The sequence below is a fragment of the Actinomadura kijaniata genome, assembly GCF_014138665.1.
Taxonomy (GTDB): Bacteria; Actinomycetota; Actinomycetes; order Streptosporangiales; family Streptosporangiaceae; genus Spirillospora; species Spirillospora kijaniata.
Map to the genome: position 1 here is coordinate 685408 of NZ_JACJIA010000001.1, position 13677 is coordinate 699084.

The 13677-nt window shown below is 73.4% G+C and carries 17 protein-coding genes; 10 read left to right on the forward strand and 7 right to left on the reverse strand.

Annotated features, from left to right (window positions below; all coding sequences use genetic code 11):
* Positions 1 to 1125, forward strand: a complete 1125-nt coding sequence (locus HNR61_RS03240) for a hypothetical protein (protein WP_182841569.1) — start codon at positions 1 to 3, stop codon at positions 1123 to 1125.
* Here the strand turns inward: HNR61_RS03240 and HNR61_RS03245 are convergent, their stop codons facing one another.
* Complete coding sequence (locus tag HNR61_RS03245) at positions 1126 to 2340, reverse strand: MFS transporter (protein WP_182841570.1); 1215 nt, start codon at positions 2338 to 2340, stop codon at positions 1126 to 1128.
* A 106-nt stretch (positions 2341 to 2446) separates the two neighbouring features.
* Between HNR61_RS03245 and HNR61_RS03250 the strand changes: the two genes are divergently transcribed.
* The 4 genes from HNR61_RS03250 (at position 2447) to HNR61_RS03265 (ending at position 4871) form a co-directional block, all read left to right on the forward strand.
* Positions 2447 to 2818: an ArsR/SmtB family transcription factor gene (locus tag HNR61_RS03250; RefSeq protein ID WP_182841571.1), complete on the forward strand. Its 372-nt coding sequence runs from the start codon at positions 2447 to 2449 to the stop codon at positions 2816 to 2818.
* A 235-nt stretch (positions 2819 to 3053) separates the two neighbouring features.
* Complete coding sequence (locus tag HNR61_RS03255; RefSeq protein WP_182841572.1) at positions 3054 to 3449, forward strand: hypothetical protein; 396 nt, start codon at positions 3054 to 3056, stop codon at positions 3447 to 3449.
* A gap of 104 nt (positions 3450 to 3553) precedes the next feature.
* The gene (locus HNR61_RS03260; protein ID WP_220508874.1) at positions 3554 to 4069 is read left to right on the forward strand and encodes an RNA polymerase sigma factor; all 516 of its coding nucleotides are present in this window, start codon (positions 3554 to 3556) and stop codon (positions 4067 to 4069) included.
* Complete coding sequence (locus tag HNR61_RS03265; RefSeq protein WP_182841573.1) at positions 4062 to 4871, forward strand: hypothetical protein; 810 nt, start codon at positions 4062 to 4064, stop codon at positions 4869 to 4871. The genes HNR61_RS03260 and HNR61_RS03265 overlap by 8 nt, the downstream gene beginning before the upstream one ends.
* Before the next feature lie 14 nt (positions 4872 to 4885).
* Here HNR61_RS03265 and HNR61_RS03270 read toward each other — a convergent pair whose 3' ends face one another.
* Complete coding sequence (locus HNR61_RS03270) at positions 4886 to 5764, reverse strand: LysR family transcriptional regulator (RefSeq protein ID WP_182841574.1); 879 nt, start codon at positions 5762 to 5764, stop codon at positions 4886 to 4888.
* 82 nt (positions 5765 to 5846) lie between these two features.
* Here HNR61_RS03270 and HNR61_RS03275 point away from each other — a divergent pair, with 82 nt between their 5' ends.
* A complete protein-coding gene (locus HNR61_RS03275; protein ID WP_182841575.1) occupies positions 5847 to 6572 on the forward strand; it encodes an SDR family oxidoreductase in 726 nt (241 codons plus the stop codon).
* Between the two features lie 87 nt (positions 6573 to 6659).
* On the opposite strand, the gene HNR61_RS03280 is transcribed toward HNR61_RS03275, so the two are convergent.
* The 4 genes from HNR61_RS03280 to HNR61_RS03295 all read right to left on the reverse strand — a co-directional run bounded on the left by HNR61_RS03280 (position 6660) and on the right by HNR61_RS03295 (position 9347).
* Entirely contained in the window at positions 6660 to 7658 is a 999-nt protein-coding gene (locus tag HNR61_RS03280) for a hypothetical protein (RefSeq protein WP_182841576.1), read from the reverse strand.
* Positions 7659 to 7985 carry a hypothetical protein gene (locus HNR61_RS03285; protein ID WP_182841577.1) on the reverse strand — a complete coding sequence of 109 codons (327 nt, stop codon included), beginning with the start codon at positions 7983 to 7985 and terminating at the stop codon, positions 7659 to 7661.
* A 102-nt stretch (positions 7986 to 8087) separates the two neighbouring features.
* Entirely contained in the window at positions 8088 to 8687 is a 600-nt protein-coding gene (locus HNR61_RS03290; RefSeq protein ID WP_182841578.1) for a hypothetical protein, read from the reverse strand.
* A 78-nt stretch (positions 8688 to 8765) separates the two neighbouring features.
* On the reverse strand, positions 8766 to 9347 hold the full coding sequence (locus HNR61_RS03295; protein ID WP_182841579.1) for a hypothetical protein: 582 nt from the start codon (positions 9345 to 9347) through the stop codon (positions 8766 to 8768).
* A 132-nt stretch (positions 9348 to 9479) separates the two neighbouring features.
* Here HNR61_RS03295 and HNR61_RS03300 point away from each other — a divergent pair, with 132 nt between their 5' ends.
* Complete coding sequence (locus HNR61_RS03300; protein WP_182841580.1) at positions 9480 to 10247, forward strand: hypothetical protein; 768 nt, start codon at positions 9480 to 9482, stop codon at positions 10245 to 10247.
* 7 nt (positions 10248 to 10254) lie between these two features.
* Here the strand turns inward: HNR61_RS03300 and HNR61_RS03305 are convergent, their stop codons facing one another.
* Positions 10255 to 11778: a PucR family transcriptional regulator gene (locus tag HNR61_RS03305; RefSeq protein ID WP_182841581.1), complete on the reverse strand. Its 1524-nt coding sequence runs from the start codon at positions 11776 to 11778 to the stop codon at positions 10255 to 10257.
* Between the two features lie 152 nt (positions 11779 to 11930).
* Between HNR61_RS03305 and uraD the strand changes: the two genes are divergently transcribed.
* Genes uraD through pucL form a run of 3 tightly spaced genes read left to right on the forward strand, consistent with a single transcriptional unit; the run spans position 11931 to position 13663 of the window.
* A complete protein-coding gene (uraD, locus tag HNR61_RS03310) occupies positions 11931 to 12443 on the forward strand; it encodes a 2-oxo-4-hydroxy-4-carboxy-5-ureidoimidazoline decarboxylase (protein ID WP_312897748.1) in 513 nt (170 codons plus the stop codon).
* Entirely contained in the window at positions 12443 to 12757 is a 315-nt protein-coding gene (gene uraH, locus HNR61_RS03315; RefSeq protein WP_182841582.1) for a hydroxyisourate hydrolase, read from the forward strand. Before uraD ends, uraH begins: the two co-directional genes overlap by 1 nt.
* Positions 12758 to 12763: 6 nt before the next feature.
* Positions 12764 to 13663, forward strand: a complete 900-nt coding sequence (gene pucL, locus HNR61_RS03320; RefSeq protein ID WP_182841583.1) for a factor-independent urate hydroxylase — start codon at positions 12764 to 12766, stop codon at positions 13661 to 13663.
* The last annotated feature ends 14 nt before the right edge of the window (positions 13664 to 13677 follow it).

Genomic DNA, 13677 nt, shown 5'->3' on the forward strand with positions numbered 1-13677 from the left:
GTGAGCACCCATAACGACACCGGGTCGTCCGGTATGCAGCGACTGCTGGACAGGTTCCCGCCCGCGCTGCAGGCGGTGGGCGGCCTCCTGCTGGTCCTTCAGGTCCTGTTCGGCTTCGTGCTGGTCGTGCCGATCGTGTTCGGCTTCCTGTTCGGCCTGCTGGACGGCGGGGGCGGTTCGAAACCGCGCCCCCGGAGCGTGGTCGAGTCGCCGCGGAGGGAGGGGCCCGTCATGATGACCCTGGTGGTCACCGGCGACCGCCGCACCGCCGAGGTCGACTTCAACACCTCCGACGGCAGCGTGGAGCAGTCGGACAAGAACGTCAGGCTCCCGCTGCGCCGGACGGTCCGGGTCCCGGAGGGCGGCCATCTGCTGGTGAGCGCCCAGAAGTCCCGGTACGCCGGCGCCGGAAAGATCACCTGCACCGTGCTGATCGGCGACCGGGTGGTGGAGCAGTCCTCGAACTTCGGCGACAGCGCTTCCGTCAACTGCCTCGCCAGGTTCGACAGCAAGCCGATCGCCGGGGCGACCGTCCCTCCCCAGGGCAACGGGATCCTGCCGGGCGAGGTCCGCCTGACCAAGAAGGTGCCGGTCCGGCGGTACAAGGGGAAGGGCTCCCCGGTCGTGGGACGGGTGAGCGACGGCGACCCCCGCCTGTCGTACCTGGCGCTGGGCGGCGAGTGGGGCCGCAGCCGCGAGGTCGATCCGCAGATCAGCGGCTACCACCGCCGTCAGGGGTTCGAGAGCGAGGTCGGGTGGGAGGCGGTCATCGCCTCGGGGTTCGTCAAGGAGGAGCTCGTGCTGGAGGCCAGGGGGCGGAACCGGCTGCGCACCCTGGCCTGGGCCGTGCAGGACTACCGCCAGAGCATCGCCTTCGACGAGGCCCGTGGCCGGGACGTCGCCTCCCAGCCGATCACGGTCGGCGGCCGCAGGGGCTGGGTGATCGTCCGGGAGGTCCGGTTCAAGCCGAAGAAGAACATGCGCGCCACGATGGACCTGTCGGTGGTCGCCGTGGTCGACACCGGCCGCCCCCGGCCCTCGTTCCTGTGGATCGACATCCCCGACACGCACAAGCATCTGTGGCCGGACGTCAACACCGTGCTGGACTCCCTGAGCGTGGACTGATCAGGCCGTGCGGCGGCGGGCGGCGAGGACCGCGACGCCCCCGGCGGCCGCGACGGACGCCAGCACCGCGCCGAAGACCGTGGCCCCGGTGGCGAGGCCGGTGGCGTCGCTGAGGTAACCGGCGGTGACGGGGAGGATCCCGGCGGGCAGGTAGCCGCCGACGTTGAAGGCCGCGTTGGCCTCGGCGAGGCGTTCGGTCGGGACATGGGCGTTGAGCAGGGACAGGCCGCCGAGCTGGCCCATGCCCTGGCCCGCGCCCGCCAGCAGCGCGGCGGCGACCAGGGCCGGGACGGACGCGGCGTGCACGGCGGCCACCAGGGCGGCCATGCTCGCGACGGTGCCCGCCGCGCCCCAGGCCAGGATGGTGGGGCGGGCCAGCCGCTGCACCGCGAACTGGACGGCCGTGGCGGTGAGGAACATCGCGAACGCCAGCGCGCCCGCGACGGTCCGGCTGGTGGTCCCCAGCAGGCCCGACAGCAGCGACGGGCCCAGCGACAGCACGAACGAGGTCGCGGTGATGCCCGGCGCGAAGACGGCCAGGCCCAGCGCGAGCCGCGTCCGGCTGTCGCGGGGGACGCGGGGCACGCGCACCCAGGCCCCCGCGCGCGGCGCGGCCGGGCGGGGCAGGGGCATGCGCAGGACGGCGAGGACGGCGGTGGCCAGCAGCACGGCCTCGACGGCGAAGACGGTCACGGTCGGGCCCGGCAGGGTCTCCGACAGCACGCCCGCCAGCAGCGGCCCGAGCCCCGCGCCGAAGACCATTGCCGACGAGGCCAGCAGCGCGGCGAGCCGGGCGCGGTGCGCCCCGGCCACGTCGCTGACCGCCGCCATCCCGGCCGACACGACCGCGCCGACGGCCACGCCGGTGAACAGCCGGGCCACGACCAGCGCGGGCACCGAGGGGGCGGTCGCGAACACGGCGCAGGCGGCCAGGGCCAGGCCGAGCGCGGGCAGCAGCACCCGGCGGCGGCCGAGCCGGTCGGCGGCCACGCCGGACACCAGCAGCGAGCCGAGCAGCCCGGCGATGTAGCAGGCGAAGATCACCGTGAGCGTGCCCCGGGAGAAGCCGAGCTGGCGCTGCCACAGCACGTACAGCGGGGTGGCGGCGTTGGACAGCACGAACACGGCGGTGACCGGCCAGGCGGCGAACCAGATCCACCGGGTCGGCGCGGCGGCGCGGGGCGGGGCCTGGGGGAGGGCGAGGGAGCGGGGCATGACCGTCCTTCCTGTACGAGTTTTATCGAACCTGTACGAGTGCAGACGAACATAGCATCAAGTACGATCGAAGTCGTACAAGGGGATCGAGCGCCGAGGAGCCGCCGTGCCGACGACCGTGCCCGCCTTCCGGGACCTGCCCGCGCCCGCCGGGCTGCCCGAACCGCTGCCCGAACCGGCGGCGGAGGACCTGCGGCTGGAGAAGGTGCTCGGCGCGCTGAGCGACCCGCTGCGCCTGCGCATCGTCCGCACGCTGCTGCTGGAGCGCGAGGAGTTCGACCACCCCTGCGGCTGGTTCGGCCTCGACCGCCCCAAGTCCTCGCTCACGCACCACTTCCGGGCGCTGCGCGAGGCCGGGATCATCCGGCAGCGCCAGTACGGCCTGGAACGCCGCAGCCACGTGCGCACCGAGGACCTGGAGTCCCGTTTCCCCGGCCTGCTGAACCTGGTCGCCGCCTGGGACCCGGACGCGCCCTGAGAACGCCGGACGTCCGCCCGGTCGGGCGGGGGTGGCTGAAGGGACGTCGGCATGGCGATGACCGACCGCGGCGAAGCGACGGGTCTCGTTCGGGCCGTCTTCGGTCCTCCACCCGGCCCCCCGACGGGCCCACCATCACAGCGCGAACGCAGACCGCCTACGCGGCCGACACCTGACCGGGGGAGGCCACACCCGAGATCCAGGTCGTCGGGTCGAACGTTACGCTGGCGCCGTGATGAGCAAGAGGACGGGCGGAGGACGGCTCGTCGCCTTCCTGGCCGCTTCCGCGGTACTCACTTCGGGGTGCGTCGGCTCGGTCGACGCCGGCGAGCTGCCCGGCCTGTACCGCAGCAAGGAGACCGGCGGCGAGGTCAGGCTCGGGTCCGATGGGACGTTCTCCGCCACCGGTGTGGCGACGGGCATCGTCCCCGGCCGCGCCGACTTCCGCGGCCGATGGGAGTTCGTCGACAGCCCCTCGTCCAGGGACTTCGTCCACCTGGCGATCGAGGACGGGGGGCTCGGCAGGATCGGAGGCGTTCAGCTCTACCCGAGCGGCCGGGCTTCGGTGGAGTTCCATGCTGATCCGGACGGGCCGCCGTCCCTGGTGCTCACCAAGGTGACCACGCCGTAGATCTCGCGTGCCGAGCCCGAAGGGCCCGCTCGTCGGATCCCCGATCCCTTCTGCAACCGCCGGCCCTCCTCGCGCGTGTATCGCGTGAAGAGAAGGGGGACCAGGTGGCGGACGAAGCGGCCTTCGCCGAGTTCTACCGGGTGATGTATCCGGGACTCGTGGCGGAGATGTACGCCTACACCGGCAGCATGGCCGAGGCGCAGGAGATCGTCCAGGAGGCGTTCACCCGCGCGTGGCCGCGCTGGCGGCGCGTCGGGGGCTACGACCATCCGCGGGCCTGGGTGGCGCGGGTCGCCTACCGGCTCGCGGTGAGCCGCTGGCGTAGGGCGCGCAGCCTGGTGGCGAGCCTGAGCAGGCACGGCCCGCCGCCCACCGCCGCGCCCGCCGCGCCGCCGGGCGAGGCTTCGGTGGCGCTGGTGGCGGGACTGTCCCGGCTGCCCGAGGCCCAACGCCGCGCGCTGGTCATGCACCACATGGGGGGCTGGCCGATCGCCGAGATCGCCGACGTCGAGGGCGTCGCCGAAGGAACGATCAAGGCGCGCCTGTCCCGCGGCCGGCAGCGCCTGGCCGCCCTGCTGGACGCCGCCGCGGACGACAAGGAGGAGACCTGGCATGCGTGACCTCGACACCGCCTTCGGCGAGCTCCGCCGCGCCGTCACCGACGAACTGGTCGCCCCGGACGCGGCCGCGATCCTCGGCCGGGCGCGTCGCCGCACCCGCACCCGGATCGCCGCGTCGGCCGCCACGCTGGCCGTCGTGCTCGGCGGCACCGCGTTCGCCGTCAACGGCGGCGACGACCGGGCCGGGCCGCCGCCGGTGCTCACCACTCCGTCGGCCCGGCCGCAGCCGCCCCGGCTGCCGGTGCTGGCCGACCTGATCCACGGGCGCCAGGTGCGGCCCATCGACAACACCGGCTCCCCGAACCGCTGGGTCCGGTCGGTGGCGAACGACTCGGACTTCCCCTCCTGCAAACACACCGTCGAGCTGGACGGGATCTTCGACGACAGCCGGCCGGAAATCCGTTCGGCCCTCGTGCTCTCCTATGACGGGAACAGGGAACAGGGCAACGAGCCGACCAGCACGTCGCGGTCCGAGACCGTGATCGTGTTCGCGGACACCGACCAGGCCAGGGCCGCCATGCGGACGCTGCGCAGCGCCGCCACCGACTGCGGGGGCGACGGGCTGGACGAGTTCACCCGGCTGGACTTCGGCAACGAGGCGTTCCGCGGGGCCATGCGGGTTCGCGAGCCCGGCGGTCCGAACACCCAGCGGCAGCAAGGGGTGATGGTGCGCCAGGGAGCGGCCCTCGCGGTGTTCGCCTCGATGCGCAACAACGGCCGGGAACTCGTCTCCCTGGAGCGGTTGGAGCAGGAGGCCCGGACCATGGCGGAACGTCTGGCCGGGCTCGGCTACGGGGACTGACCCCTCGAACGATCTCAGCCACCCCGGACGAGGGCGGCCGACCCGTGCTCGGACCCGAGGCGCAGGGCGATCCGGATCAGGGCGGCCAGCGGCAGGGAGCGGCTGTGGGGCGGCCAGGCGATGACCGTCGTCACGGGCGCCGCGTCCAGCACCGGCACGGCGGCCAGCCCCGGGTCCAGGTGGGACCGGCACGAGTCCGGCAGGATCGCCGAGGCCCGGCCGAGCGCGATGAGCTGCAGCAACTGCGCGTGGTCCCGGACCTCGGGGCCGGGGCCGGGCGGGTACGTGCCGCCGGGGCCCGGCCAGCGCGGCAGCGGCAGGCCGGGCAACGCGGCGACGTCGGCCGTCCGCAGGTGCGGCCGGTCCGTGAGGGGGTGCGCCGCCGGCAGCACCGCGGCCTGCCCTTCCGTGTACAGCTCCTCGGCTTCGAGTCCGGTCGTGGAGTCGAACGGCCGGTGCAGCAGCGCCACGTCGGCCCGCCCGTCGCGCAGCAGCCGTTCCTGCTCGCCGGGCTGGCACAGCAGCACGTCGACGGTCGCCGCGCCGGGTTCGGCGGCGTAGGCGTCGAGCAGCTTCGACAGCAGTTCGCCGGTGGCTCCGGCCTTGGTGACCAGGACCAGTCCCGGGCGGCCCGGCACGGCGCGGCGGGTGCGGCGCTCGGCGGCGGCGACCGCGTCGAGGGCCGCCCGTCCCTCGCGCAGCAGCACCGTTCCGGCCTCGGTCAGCGCGATGGTGCGGTTGGTGCGGTCGAACAGCGTCACCCCGAGCCGCCGTTCGAGCCGCTGGATCGCCCGCGACAGCGGCGGCTGGGCCATCCCGAGCCGCTGCGCCGCGCGTCCGAAGTGCAGCTCCTCGGCGACGGCGACGAAGTAGCGCAGCTCCCGGGTCTCCATGGGCTCACGATACCCGGCGGGTATCACGGCCCACCCAGACGGTGTTGGAGGTCGCGCCGGGCGGGCGGACAGGATCGTGGGCATGAGCGAACAGAGGATCGCGCTGGTCACCGGCGCGAACAAGGGAATCGGATACGAGATCGCCGCCGGGCTGGGCGCGCTCGGCTGGAGCGTCGGCGTCGGCGCCCGGGACGAGCGGCGCCGGGAGACCGCGGTGGCGAAGCTGCGCGCGGCCGGTGCGGACGCGTTCGGCGTGCCGCTCGACGTGACCGACGACGCGAGCGCGGCCGCCGCGGCCAGGCTGATCGAGGAGCGCGCGGGCCGGCTCGACGCGCTCGTCAACAACGCCGCCATCACCGGCGGCGTCCCCCAGGAGCCCACCCGGGTCGACCCCGGCACCGTGCGGGCCGTCGTGGAGACCAACGTGATCGGCGTCATCCGCGTCACCAACGCCCTGCTGCCGCTGCTGCGCCGCTCGGCGTCGCCGCGGATCGTCAACATGTCCAGCGCCGTCGGCTCGCTCACCCGGCAGACCGCCCCCGGGGTCGAGACCGGCCCGATCTCCGCCGCCTACACGACGTCGAAGACGTTCCTCAACGCCGTCACCGTCCAGTACGCCAAGGAGCTGCACGGCACCGGGATCCTGGTCAACGCCGCCTGCCCCGGCTTCTGCGCGACCGACCTCAACGGCTTCCGCGGCGTCCGCACCCCCGAGCAGGGCGCGGCGATCGGGATCCGGCTCGCCACCCTGCCCGACGACGGCCCGACCGGAGGCTTCTTCGAGGACGCCGGACCGGTGCCCTGGTGACGGGCGGCCCCGGATCGCGCTGCGCACCCACCTCGACGGCAGAACCCGGGGCTGTCCGCTAGGGCCGACGCGGGAGCCGCCGCCCGGTCAGGGAGTGGTCTCCTCCAGCACGCCGTCGGGGCCCGGCAGCCATTGACCGTCATCGCCGTCGGCCTGGCCGGGGCGCGTCCACACGAATCTCGACTCTCCGGGCGTGTAGAACCAGTGGTCGGCGCTCGGGTTCCCCGCCACCGCGAAGGGCGCGCCCCCGTCGTCGATCGTGATCTGCCTGCTCTCGCCGTTGAGCGTCGCGGTGATCGCCAGCTTGAACGTGCAGCTCCGATGCTCGAACGACAGCGCCACGATGTCGAAGGTCTCCGATCCCTCCCGGGGGAGGGAGTAGCTGAAGGGCCGGGCGGACTTCGCGTCGATCTCGTCGTCGCCCTCGCGGGACAGCCAGCGCTCCGGGATCCGGGGGAAGACGAGCGGCGCGGGGCCCGCCGCGTCCAGGTCCACCAGGACGGCGCGTGGCGTCAGCGGGTCGGTCCCGCCGCCGCTCTGGACGCGGGTCCCCCGCAGCGGCGGGCCGCACCTCAGCCCGGTCACCCGCATGCTGCGCAGATGGACCGCGCCCCCGGTGACGTTCTGCAGCGTGACGCTGAAGAAGAGGCGGTTCACCGCGACGCCCCCGCGTTCCCTGACGAAGTCGTAGAGCAGGTGCGCCGCGCGGTCACCACCCGGCTTCGGCGTGCCCCTGACGATCCGGGGGTGCGGAATGATCCAGTCCTGCTGCTTGACGTAGATGCTCTTCAGGTCCGGCGAGCTCATGTTCAGGGGGTTGGTGTCCGAGACGACCCTGACCACCGGTTCGGTGACCGGCGGCCTTCGGACGTCGGCCCTCAGCTGGGCGCGCACGTAGAAGGCCCCGGTGATGACGAGGGTGACCACCGCCGTGACGGCCAGCCCCATGGCGAGCTTGGAGGCGGGGAAGACGCTGAGGTTCCCGCTCGCCTGGTAGAGGTCTCCCCGCACGCGCGTCCGGGAGATGCGCTGTTCCGTCCTCGGCGCGTGCTCCGATCCGGGGCCGGCGGAGGGAACCTCGTCCATTCAGCTTCCGTCGCGCTGGGTCTGGGACAGGTCGCCCCGCACGGTGGAGTCCGCCACCGACTGGTCGCCCGTCCCGGCCATCGACTGCCTGAGGTCGCGGCCGACCCGGGTGCCCTCGACCCGCTGGACGCCGCCCGCCGGGGGAGGGGAGGAACCGGCGAGGGTCAGCCACGCCTGAAGACCGCCGCCCACCACGACCAGCACCGCGAGGGTGATCCACCAGGCCAGCGCCCACTGCTGGGTGAGCATCCCGGTGGCCACGTTCACCGCCGCCGCGACCGCCACCGTTCCCGCCGCCGCGACCCCGCGCCTGGCCTTCGGACCCATCTGGCCCCCTCAACCCCGCCGGTACGGGCCGCCGTGCCCGTTCGGCCACGAGTGTCGCACCGCGCCCCCACCGCCGTGCGGTGACCGCCGTGAACGGCCACATCAGGCCGGTGGCCGGGCGGGGGCGAGGCCCGACCAGATCAGGTAGGCGCCGTCGCCGACCAGGACGCCGGTCGCGTTCGCGGCGCCGGTCGGCAGGAGGAAGACGTTCGCCTCCCCGTAGGGGGTCAGCACCAGCACCGGGTCGCCCTCCTGGGCCGCCAGCGCGGCCAGCGCGGCGTCGCGGCGGCGGTCCACGGTGGAGTTCAGCGCCGCCGCCATCGCCCCGACGACGTCGGCCTCCGCTCGCGGTCGCCGCGTGAACAGCACCGCGACGCCCGGTGCCGGACCGGCGGCGTCGGCCTCGCTCGCCGGGGCGGCGACGATCTCGCCGGGGGCGAGGTGCTCCGGGACCACCGCCACCGCCGTGACGATCCGGTGGCACGGCGTGTCCTGCCCGCCGTCCTCGTAGACGGCGAACACCCGCGCCGGACCGTCGGGCAGCGGGAAGGCGGGGTGATCGTCCTCGCCGAGAGTCCCTAACGTGACCCGGCCCCCGCGCACGTGCAGCGTGCCGATCTGCCGGAAGTCCCCTTCCGGAGGATCGTCCGAACGGGTCCCGTGCCGCGCGAGGGCCTGCTTGAGGGCGGTGTTCCAGTCCATGGCGGGGCATGATGCCAGCCGCCTGTGACAGTGCCGGGCCGTTCGGGGCGGGCGGGGGTCTCCGGTCCGCCCGGACGGTCACTTCCGGGCGGCGAACACCAGGTTGTCGTCGATGTACTGGGAGGTGGTGGAGGCGCGGATCAGCTGCGGCACGGTGATGGTGTGCGAGGTGCCCCGGGCCGGGGCCGAGCCCTTCATGGTCCACAGCGCCGCCTGGACGGTCGCGGGCCCGCAGTGCTTGACGGAGTTCTCCTGCTTCTTGGCGTCCAGGTTCATGCCGCGCACGACCATGCCGGGGCGGCGGCCGCCGGGAATCCAGATGGCGGCGTTGCCGTTCTGGACGATGCGGTTGGCGTTCAGCCACGCGGTGGAGCAGCCCGGGGCGTTGATGTTGTTGGACCGTCCGGGCACCCGCAGGTGGGGGCTGGCCTTCACGCCCCGCCTGGCGGTGGTCGCCACCTTCACCACGACCCGCACCTTGGCGAAGCCGGCGTTGTGCTGGACGCAGGTGGTGTAGGTGACCCTGTTGTGGGTCCGCCCGGCCGTGCAGGTCTGGTAGGCGGCACCGCTCTGGCTGGTCCAGCTCGCGGCCTGGGCGGCCGGAACGCCCGTCAGCGCGGTCGCGCCCACGGTCGCGGCGAGCAGTACGAGAGCACGCATGGCTCTCTTCGGGGGGAAGATCGACAGTGCGGGTCACTGTAGTGATCGGAACGTTCCACATCCCGGTTGCCGATCTTTTTCTCCGCTGGTCGGCCGAGGAGATCATCAGAGAACGGGTAAGTGACGGGACGTATGAGACATTCGCGCCTGTATCCCGAGCCGCCGCATCTGGAGCTGGCCGTTTTCCATGAGGTGACGCCGGAGGAACGCCTGCTGGCGGAGGTCTGCGCTCGGCTCGGGGCCGCGGGCGCCGTGCCGACGGGGTATCTCGAAGTGATCCCGGAGGATCTTCCGTTCGAGCGGCCGACCGACGTCGGCGCCGAGGCGGAGGAGATCCGCGTTCCGGCCGAGCGGGTCGGGGGCCATCTCGCCGGGGAGGTCCCCGGGCGGCGGGTCCTGCGGGCGGGTTTCGAGCTGCGCCCGCTGGGCCTGGTGGCGGCCGGCCACAACCGGGGGGCCGCCGGGCGGCATCCCGTCGCCCTGCTGACCAGCGCGGAGAAGATCGAGAGCGGGTGGCCGGGCCGCCGGCGCGGGAGCGCCGAGCGCGTCGCCGCGGCCGTCAGGAGCCTGATGAGGGACGTCTGCGAGGCCGTCGGCCCGCTCTACGCCTCCCTGGGCGTGGAGACGACCCTCCCGGGTCCCGAACGCCTGGCCGGGACGGGCGACAGGCTGGGCGACGTCTTCGTGGCCGGCCGGCTGTTCGCCCGCGTTCCCGGGCTCGCGGGGCGGCTCGACGGGTGCTTCGCCGCCGGACACTCGGAAAAGTGGTCCGGTGGAACCTACTACTCGTCCTGGGGCCCGTTCAACGACGCCGGGACGACGGCGCGGGATCCCGGGCTGGCGGCGCGTTCCGGGCGGCTGCTGGGCGACGCCGTCGCCCGGTTCGCGCGGGAACGCTGACCGGGCGTCACCCGAGGCGCAGGGCCAGGAAGAAGTCCACCCGGTCCTCCAGGCGGGACAGGTTGCGGCCGGTCAGTTCCTCGATGCGCTGGATGCGGTAGCGGACCGAGTTCACGTGCAGGTGCAGCTGCTCGGCGCAGCGGGTCCAGGAGCCGCTGTTCTGGAGGAACGTCTCCAGCGTCCTGATCAGGTCCGCCTTGTGGACCTCGTCGTAGGTGCGCAGCGGGTCCAGCAGGCGCACCCGGAACATGTGGCGGACGTCGTCGGGGACGCTGGCCAGCAGCAGGACGTGCGTCGCCAGCTCGTCGTGGCCCACCACGCAGACCGGGTCGGTCCGGCCCTCGGCCAGGCGGCGGGCGTAGCGGGCCTCCTCGACCGCGCCGCGCAGCTCGCCCGCCTCCACGATGTCGCTGACGCCCACCGCCAGGCCGCTGTCGGAAAGGCCCGGGCTCAGGGACTGGAGGGTCTGGTGGACGCCGCCCGCCAGGTCGTGGTCGCGGTCCACCGGCAGCAGGGCGATCGCCTCGTCGTCCAGCAGCCCGATCACCGGGCGGACCGGCAGGATCTCGCGCAGCAGCGTGCGCAGCTCGCCGGGGCGCAGGGTGCCGCCCCGGGCCGCCGCGGCGACCGCCACGAACGTCGCCCGCACGTCCAGCCCCGTCAGCTCCAGGCGCGGCAGGATCTCGTCGGTCCCCGCGGCCTGGACGATCAGACGGATCAGCTCCTGCGCCAGCCGGCCCTCGACGCTCAGCCGGTCGTCCAGCCGGGCCCGCTCCAGCGCCACGATCGCCGCCAGCTCGGCCGTCAGCGCGCGGCGTTCGGCGGACCACTCCTCCCAGTCGCCCTCACAGGCGATCATCCAGTCGGCCACCCGGGAGGTGGTGTCGGGCGCCACCGGGAACAGCGAGACGTCGGGGCCCGCCAGGCGGTGCGGCAGCCGGGGCGTGGTCAGGAAGACCCGGGCCAGGGACGCCGGGTCCACGCCGGCGGGCAGGTCGTGGGAGCCCGCCACCACCCGGCCCGTCGAGGTGATCACCCAGCAGCGCATGCCCAGGTCGCGGCCGACCAGCTCCAGGACCGGATCCAGGCCAGCGCCCTCGGCCAGCCCCTCGACGAGCTGGCGGTGCCGGTCCAGCACCGCCGCCAGGTCGGCGGCGCGGGCCGTGGACAGGTGGCGGACCACCGTCTCGGTGACCGTCGCGAACGCCACCTCCTCCGGCACCCGCAGCAGCGGCATCCGGTGCCGCCGGCACGCCTCCACCAGGTCGTCGGGGATGTTGCCGGCGTGCAGGTCCCACGCCGCCAGCCCCGACACCCCGGCCTTGGCGAGCGCCCGCACGAACACCTCCGAGTCCGAGGGGTCCCGGCGCCAGACGAGCCCGGTCAGCACCAGCTCCCCGCCGGACAGATAGCGGCTCGGATCCAGCAGGTCGGTGGTGACCACCCAGCGGATCACCCGGTCGAGCCCGTCGTGGCCGGTGACGGCCTCCAGCCGCAGCTCCGGCATGGTCAGCAGCGCACTCAGCCTCATGACCGGGGAGGTTAACACCAGGGGTACTTGGAGCAACGCACGAAATCGGGCGCGCCGAGCAGTCCACAGTTCGGACTTCCTGTCTCTCGACCGGTCCGGGGGACGGTGTGTGTACTGCAAGCACCCACTCACCGAGAGACCAGGAGGCGAAGGTGGCGGTGACCCTCGAACGGCTCAACGCGTTCCCCGCGTCCGAGGCGGAGGCCGAGCTGCTCACCTGCTGCGCCTCCGGCGTCTGGGCGGCCGCGGTCGCCGCGGACCGGCCCTACGACGACCTGGCCGGTCTGCGGGCCGCCGCGGCGCGGCACCTGGCGGCGCTGGACTGGGCCGAGATCGACAAGGCCCTGGCGGCCCACCCCCGGATCGGTGACCGCGTGGGGGGCGGCGACCGCGAGGCGCGGTGGTCGCGCGGCGAGCAGTCCGGCATGGACGCCGCCGCCGACGCCACCCGCCAGGCCCTGTACGAGGGCAACGTCGCCTACGAGGAGCGCTTCGGCCACGTGTTCCTGATCTGCGCGACCGGCCTGTCCGCCGACCGGATGCTCGCCTCCCTGCGCGAACGCCTCACCCACGACCCCGACACCGAACGCGCCGTCGTCCGCACCGAGCTCGCCAAGATCGTCGAGATCCGGCTGAGCAAGCTTCTCAGCGAGGAGAACGCCTGATGTCCCTGTCCACCCATGTGCTGGACGCCGCGCGCGGCCGGCCCGCCGAGGGCCTGCCGGTCCGGCTGGAACGCCGCGCCGGCACGGCCTGGACCCCGCTGGCCGAGGCCAGGACCGACGCCGACGGGCGGATCAGGGAGTGGGGCGGGGCCGAGGTCGGCGCGGGGACCTACCGGCTGACCTTCGGCACCGGGGGGCTGTCGGACTTCTACCCCGAGGTCGCCGTCGCGTTCACCATCACCGACCCGGCGCAGCACTACCACGTGCCGCTGCTGCTCAGCCCGTTCGCCTACTCGACCTACCGAGGGAGCTAAGACCAGATGGCCATCGTTCTCGGCCCCAACCGCTACGGGAAGGCGGAGACGCGCGTCGTGCGCGTCACCAAGGACGGCGGGGTGCACCGCATCAAGGACTGCAACGTCAGCGTCTCGCTGTCCGGCGACATGGACGAGGTCCATCTGACCGGCGACAACGCGGCGGTGCTGCCGACCGACACCCAGAAGAACACGGTGTTCGCGTTCGCGAAGAAGTACGGCGTCGGCGAGATCGAGGAGTTCGCGCTGCTGCTGGCGCGGCACTTCGTGGACTCCCAGCCGACCATCCACCACGCCCGGGTGGAGGTCGAGGAGTACTCCTGGGAGCGCATCCCGGTCGAGGACGCCCCCCACCTGGGGCTGCGCGACAAGCAGCACTCGTTCGTGCGGGGCGGCACCGAGGTGCGGACGGCGCTGGTCCACAGCGACGGCAGCGACGGCGACGAGTCGGTGGTGTCGGGCCTGAAGAACCTCGTGGTGCTCAATTCCACGGGCAGTGAGTTCTACGGCTACATCGAGGACGAGTACACCACCCTCGCCCCCACCCACGACCGCATCCTCGCCACCGAGGTCACCGCCCAGTGGCGGCACCGGGGCACCGACTCCAGCTGGGGCCGCTCCTACCGGGACGCGCGCCGGTGCCTGCTGGAGGCGTTCGCCGAGACCCACTCGCTGTCGCTCCAGCAGACCCTCTACCAGATGGGACGGCGCGTGCTGAACGAGCGCCGCGAGATCGTCGAGGTCCGCATGGCCATGCCGAACAAGCATCACTTCGTGGTGGACCTGTCGCCGTTCGGAATGGACAACGACAACGAGGTCTTCTTCGCGGCCGACCGCCCGTACGGCCTCATCGAGGGCGCCGTCCTCAACGACGACGCCCCGCAAGTTCCGAACGCCTGGATCTGAGGGATTCTGTAGAC

Excerpts from the sequence above, each read along its gene's own strand:
- HNR61_RS03245 (WP_182841570.1), bottom strand. The coding sequence starts at position 2,340 with ATGCCCCGCTCCCTCGCCCTCCCCCAGGCCCCGCCCCGCGCCGCCGCG.
- HNR61_RS03295 (WP_182841579.1), bottom strand. The coding sequence starts at position 9,347 with ATGCGTGCTCTCGTACTGCTCGCCGCGACCGTGGGCGCGACCGCGCTG.
- HNR61_RS03305 (WP_182841581.1), bottom strand. The coding sequence starts at position 11,778 with ATGAGGCTGAGTGCGCTGCTGACCATGCCGGAGCTGCGGCTGGAGGCC.
- HNR61_RS03265 (WP_182841573.1), top strand. The coding sequence starts at position 4,062 with ATGCGTGACCTCGACACCGCCTTCGGCGAGCTCCGCCGCGCCGTCACC.
- HNR61_RS03280 (WP_182841576.1), bottom strand. The coding sequence starts at position 7,658 with ATGGACGAGGTTCCCTCCGCCGGCCCCGGATCGGAGCACGCGCCGAGG.
- uraH (WP_182841582.1), top strand. The coding sequence starts at position 12,443 with ATGTCCCTGTCCACCCATGTGCTGGACGCCGCGCGCGGCCGGCCCGCC.
- HNR61_RS03300 (WP_182841580.1), top strand. The coding sequence starts at position 9,480 with ATGAGACATTCGCGCCTGTATCCCGAGCCGCCGCATCTGGAGCTGGCC.
- HNR61_RS03275 (WP_182841575.1), top strand. The coding sequence starts at position 5,847 with ATGAGCGAACAGAGGATCGCGCTGGTCACCGGCGCGAACAAGGGAATC.
- HNR61_RS03290 (WP_182841578.1), bottom strand. The coding sequence starts at position 8,687 with ATGGACTGGAACACCGCCCTCAAGCAGGCCCTCGCGCGGCACGGGACC.
- pucL (WP_182841583.1), top strand. The coding sequence starts at position 12,764 with ATGGCCATCGTTCTCGGCCCCAACCGCTACGGGAAGGCGGAGACGCGC.
- HNR61_RS03255 (WP_182841572.1), top strand. The coding sequence starts at position 3,054 with ATGAGCAAGAGGACGGGCGGAGGACGGCTCGTCGCCTTCCTGGCCGCT.
- HNR61_RS03270 (WP_182841574.1), bottom strand. The coding sequence starts at position 5,764 with ATGGAGACCCGGGAGCTGCGCTACTTCGTCGCCGTCGCCGAGGAGCTG.
- HNR61_RS03285 (WP_182841577.1), bottom strand. The coding sequence starts at position 7,985 with ATGGGTCCGAAGGCCAGGCGCGGGGTCGCGGCGGCGGGAACGGTGGCG.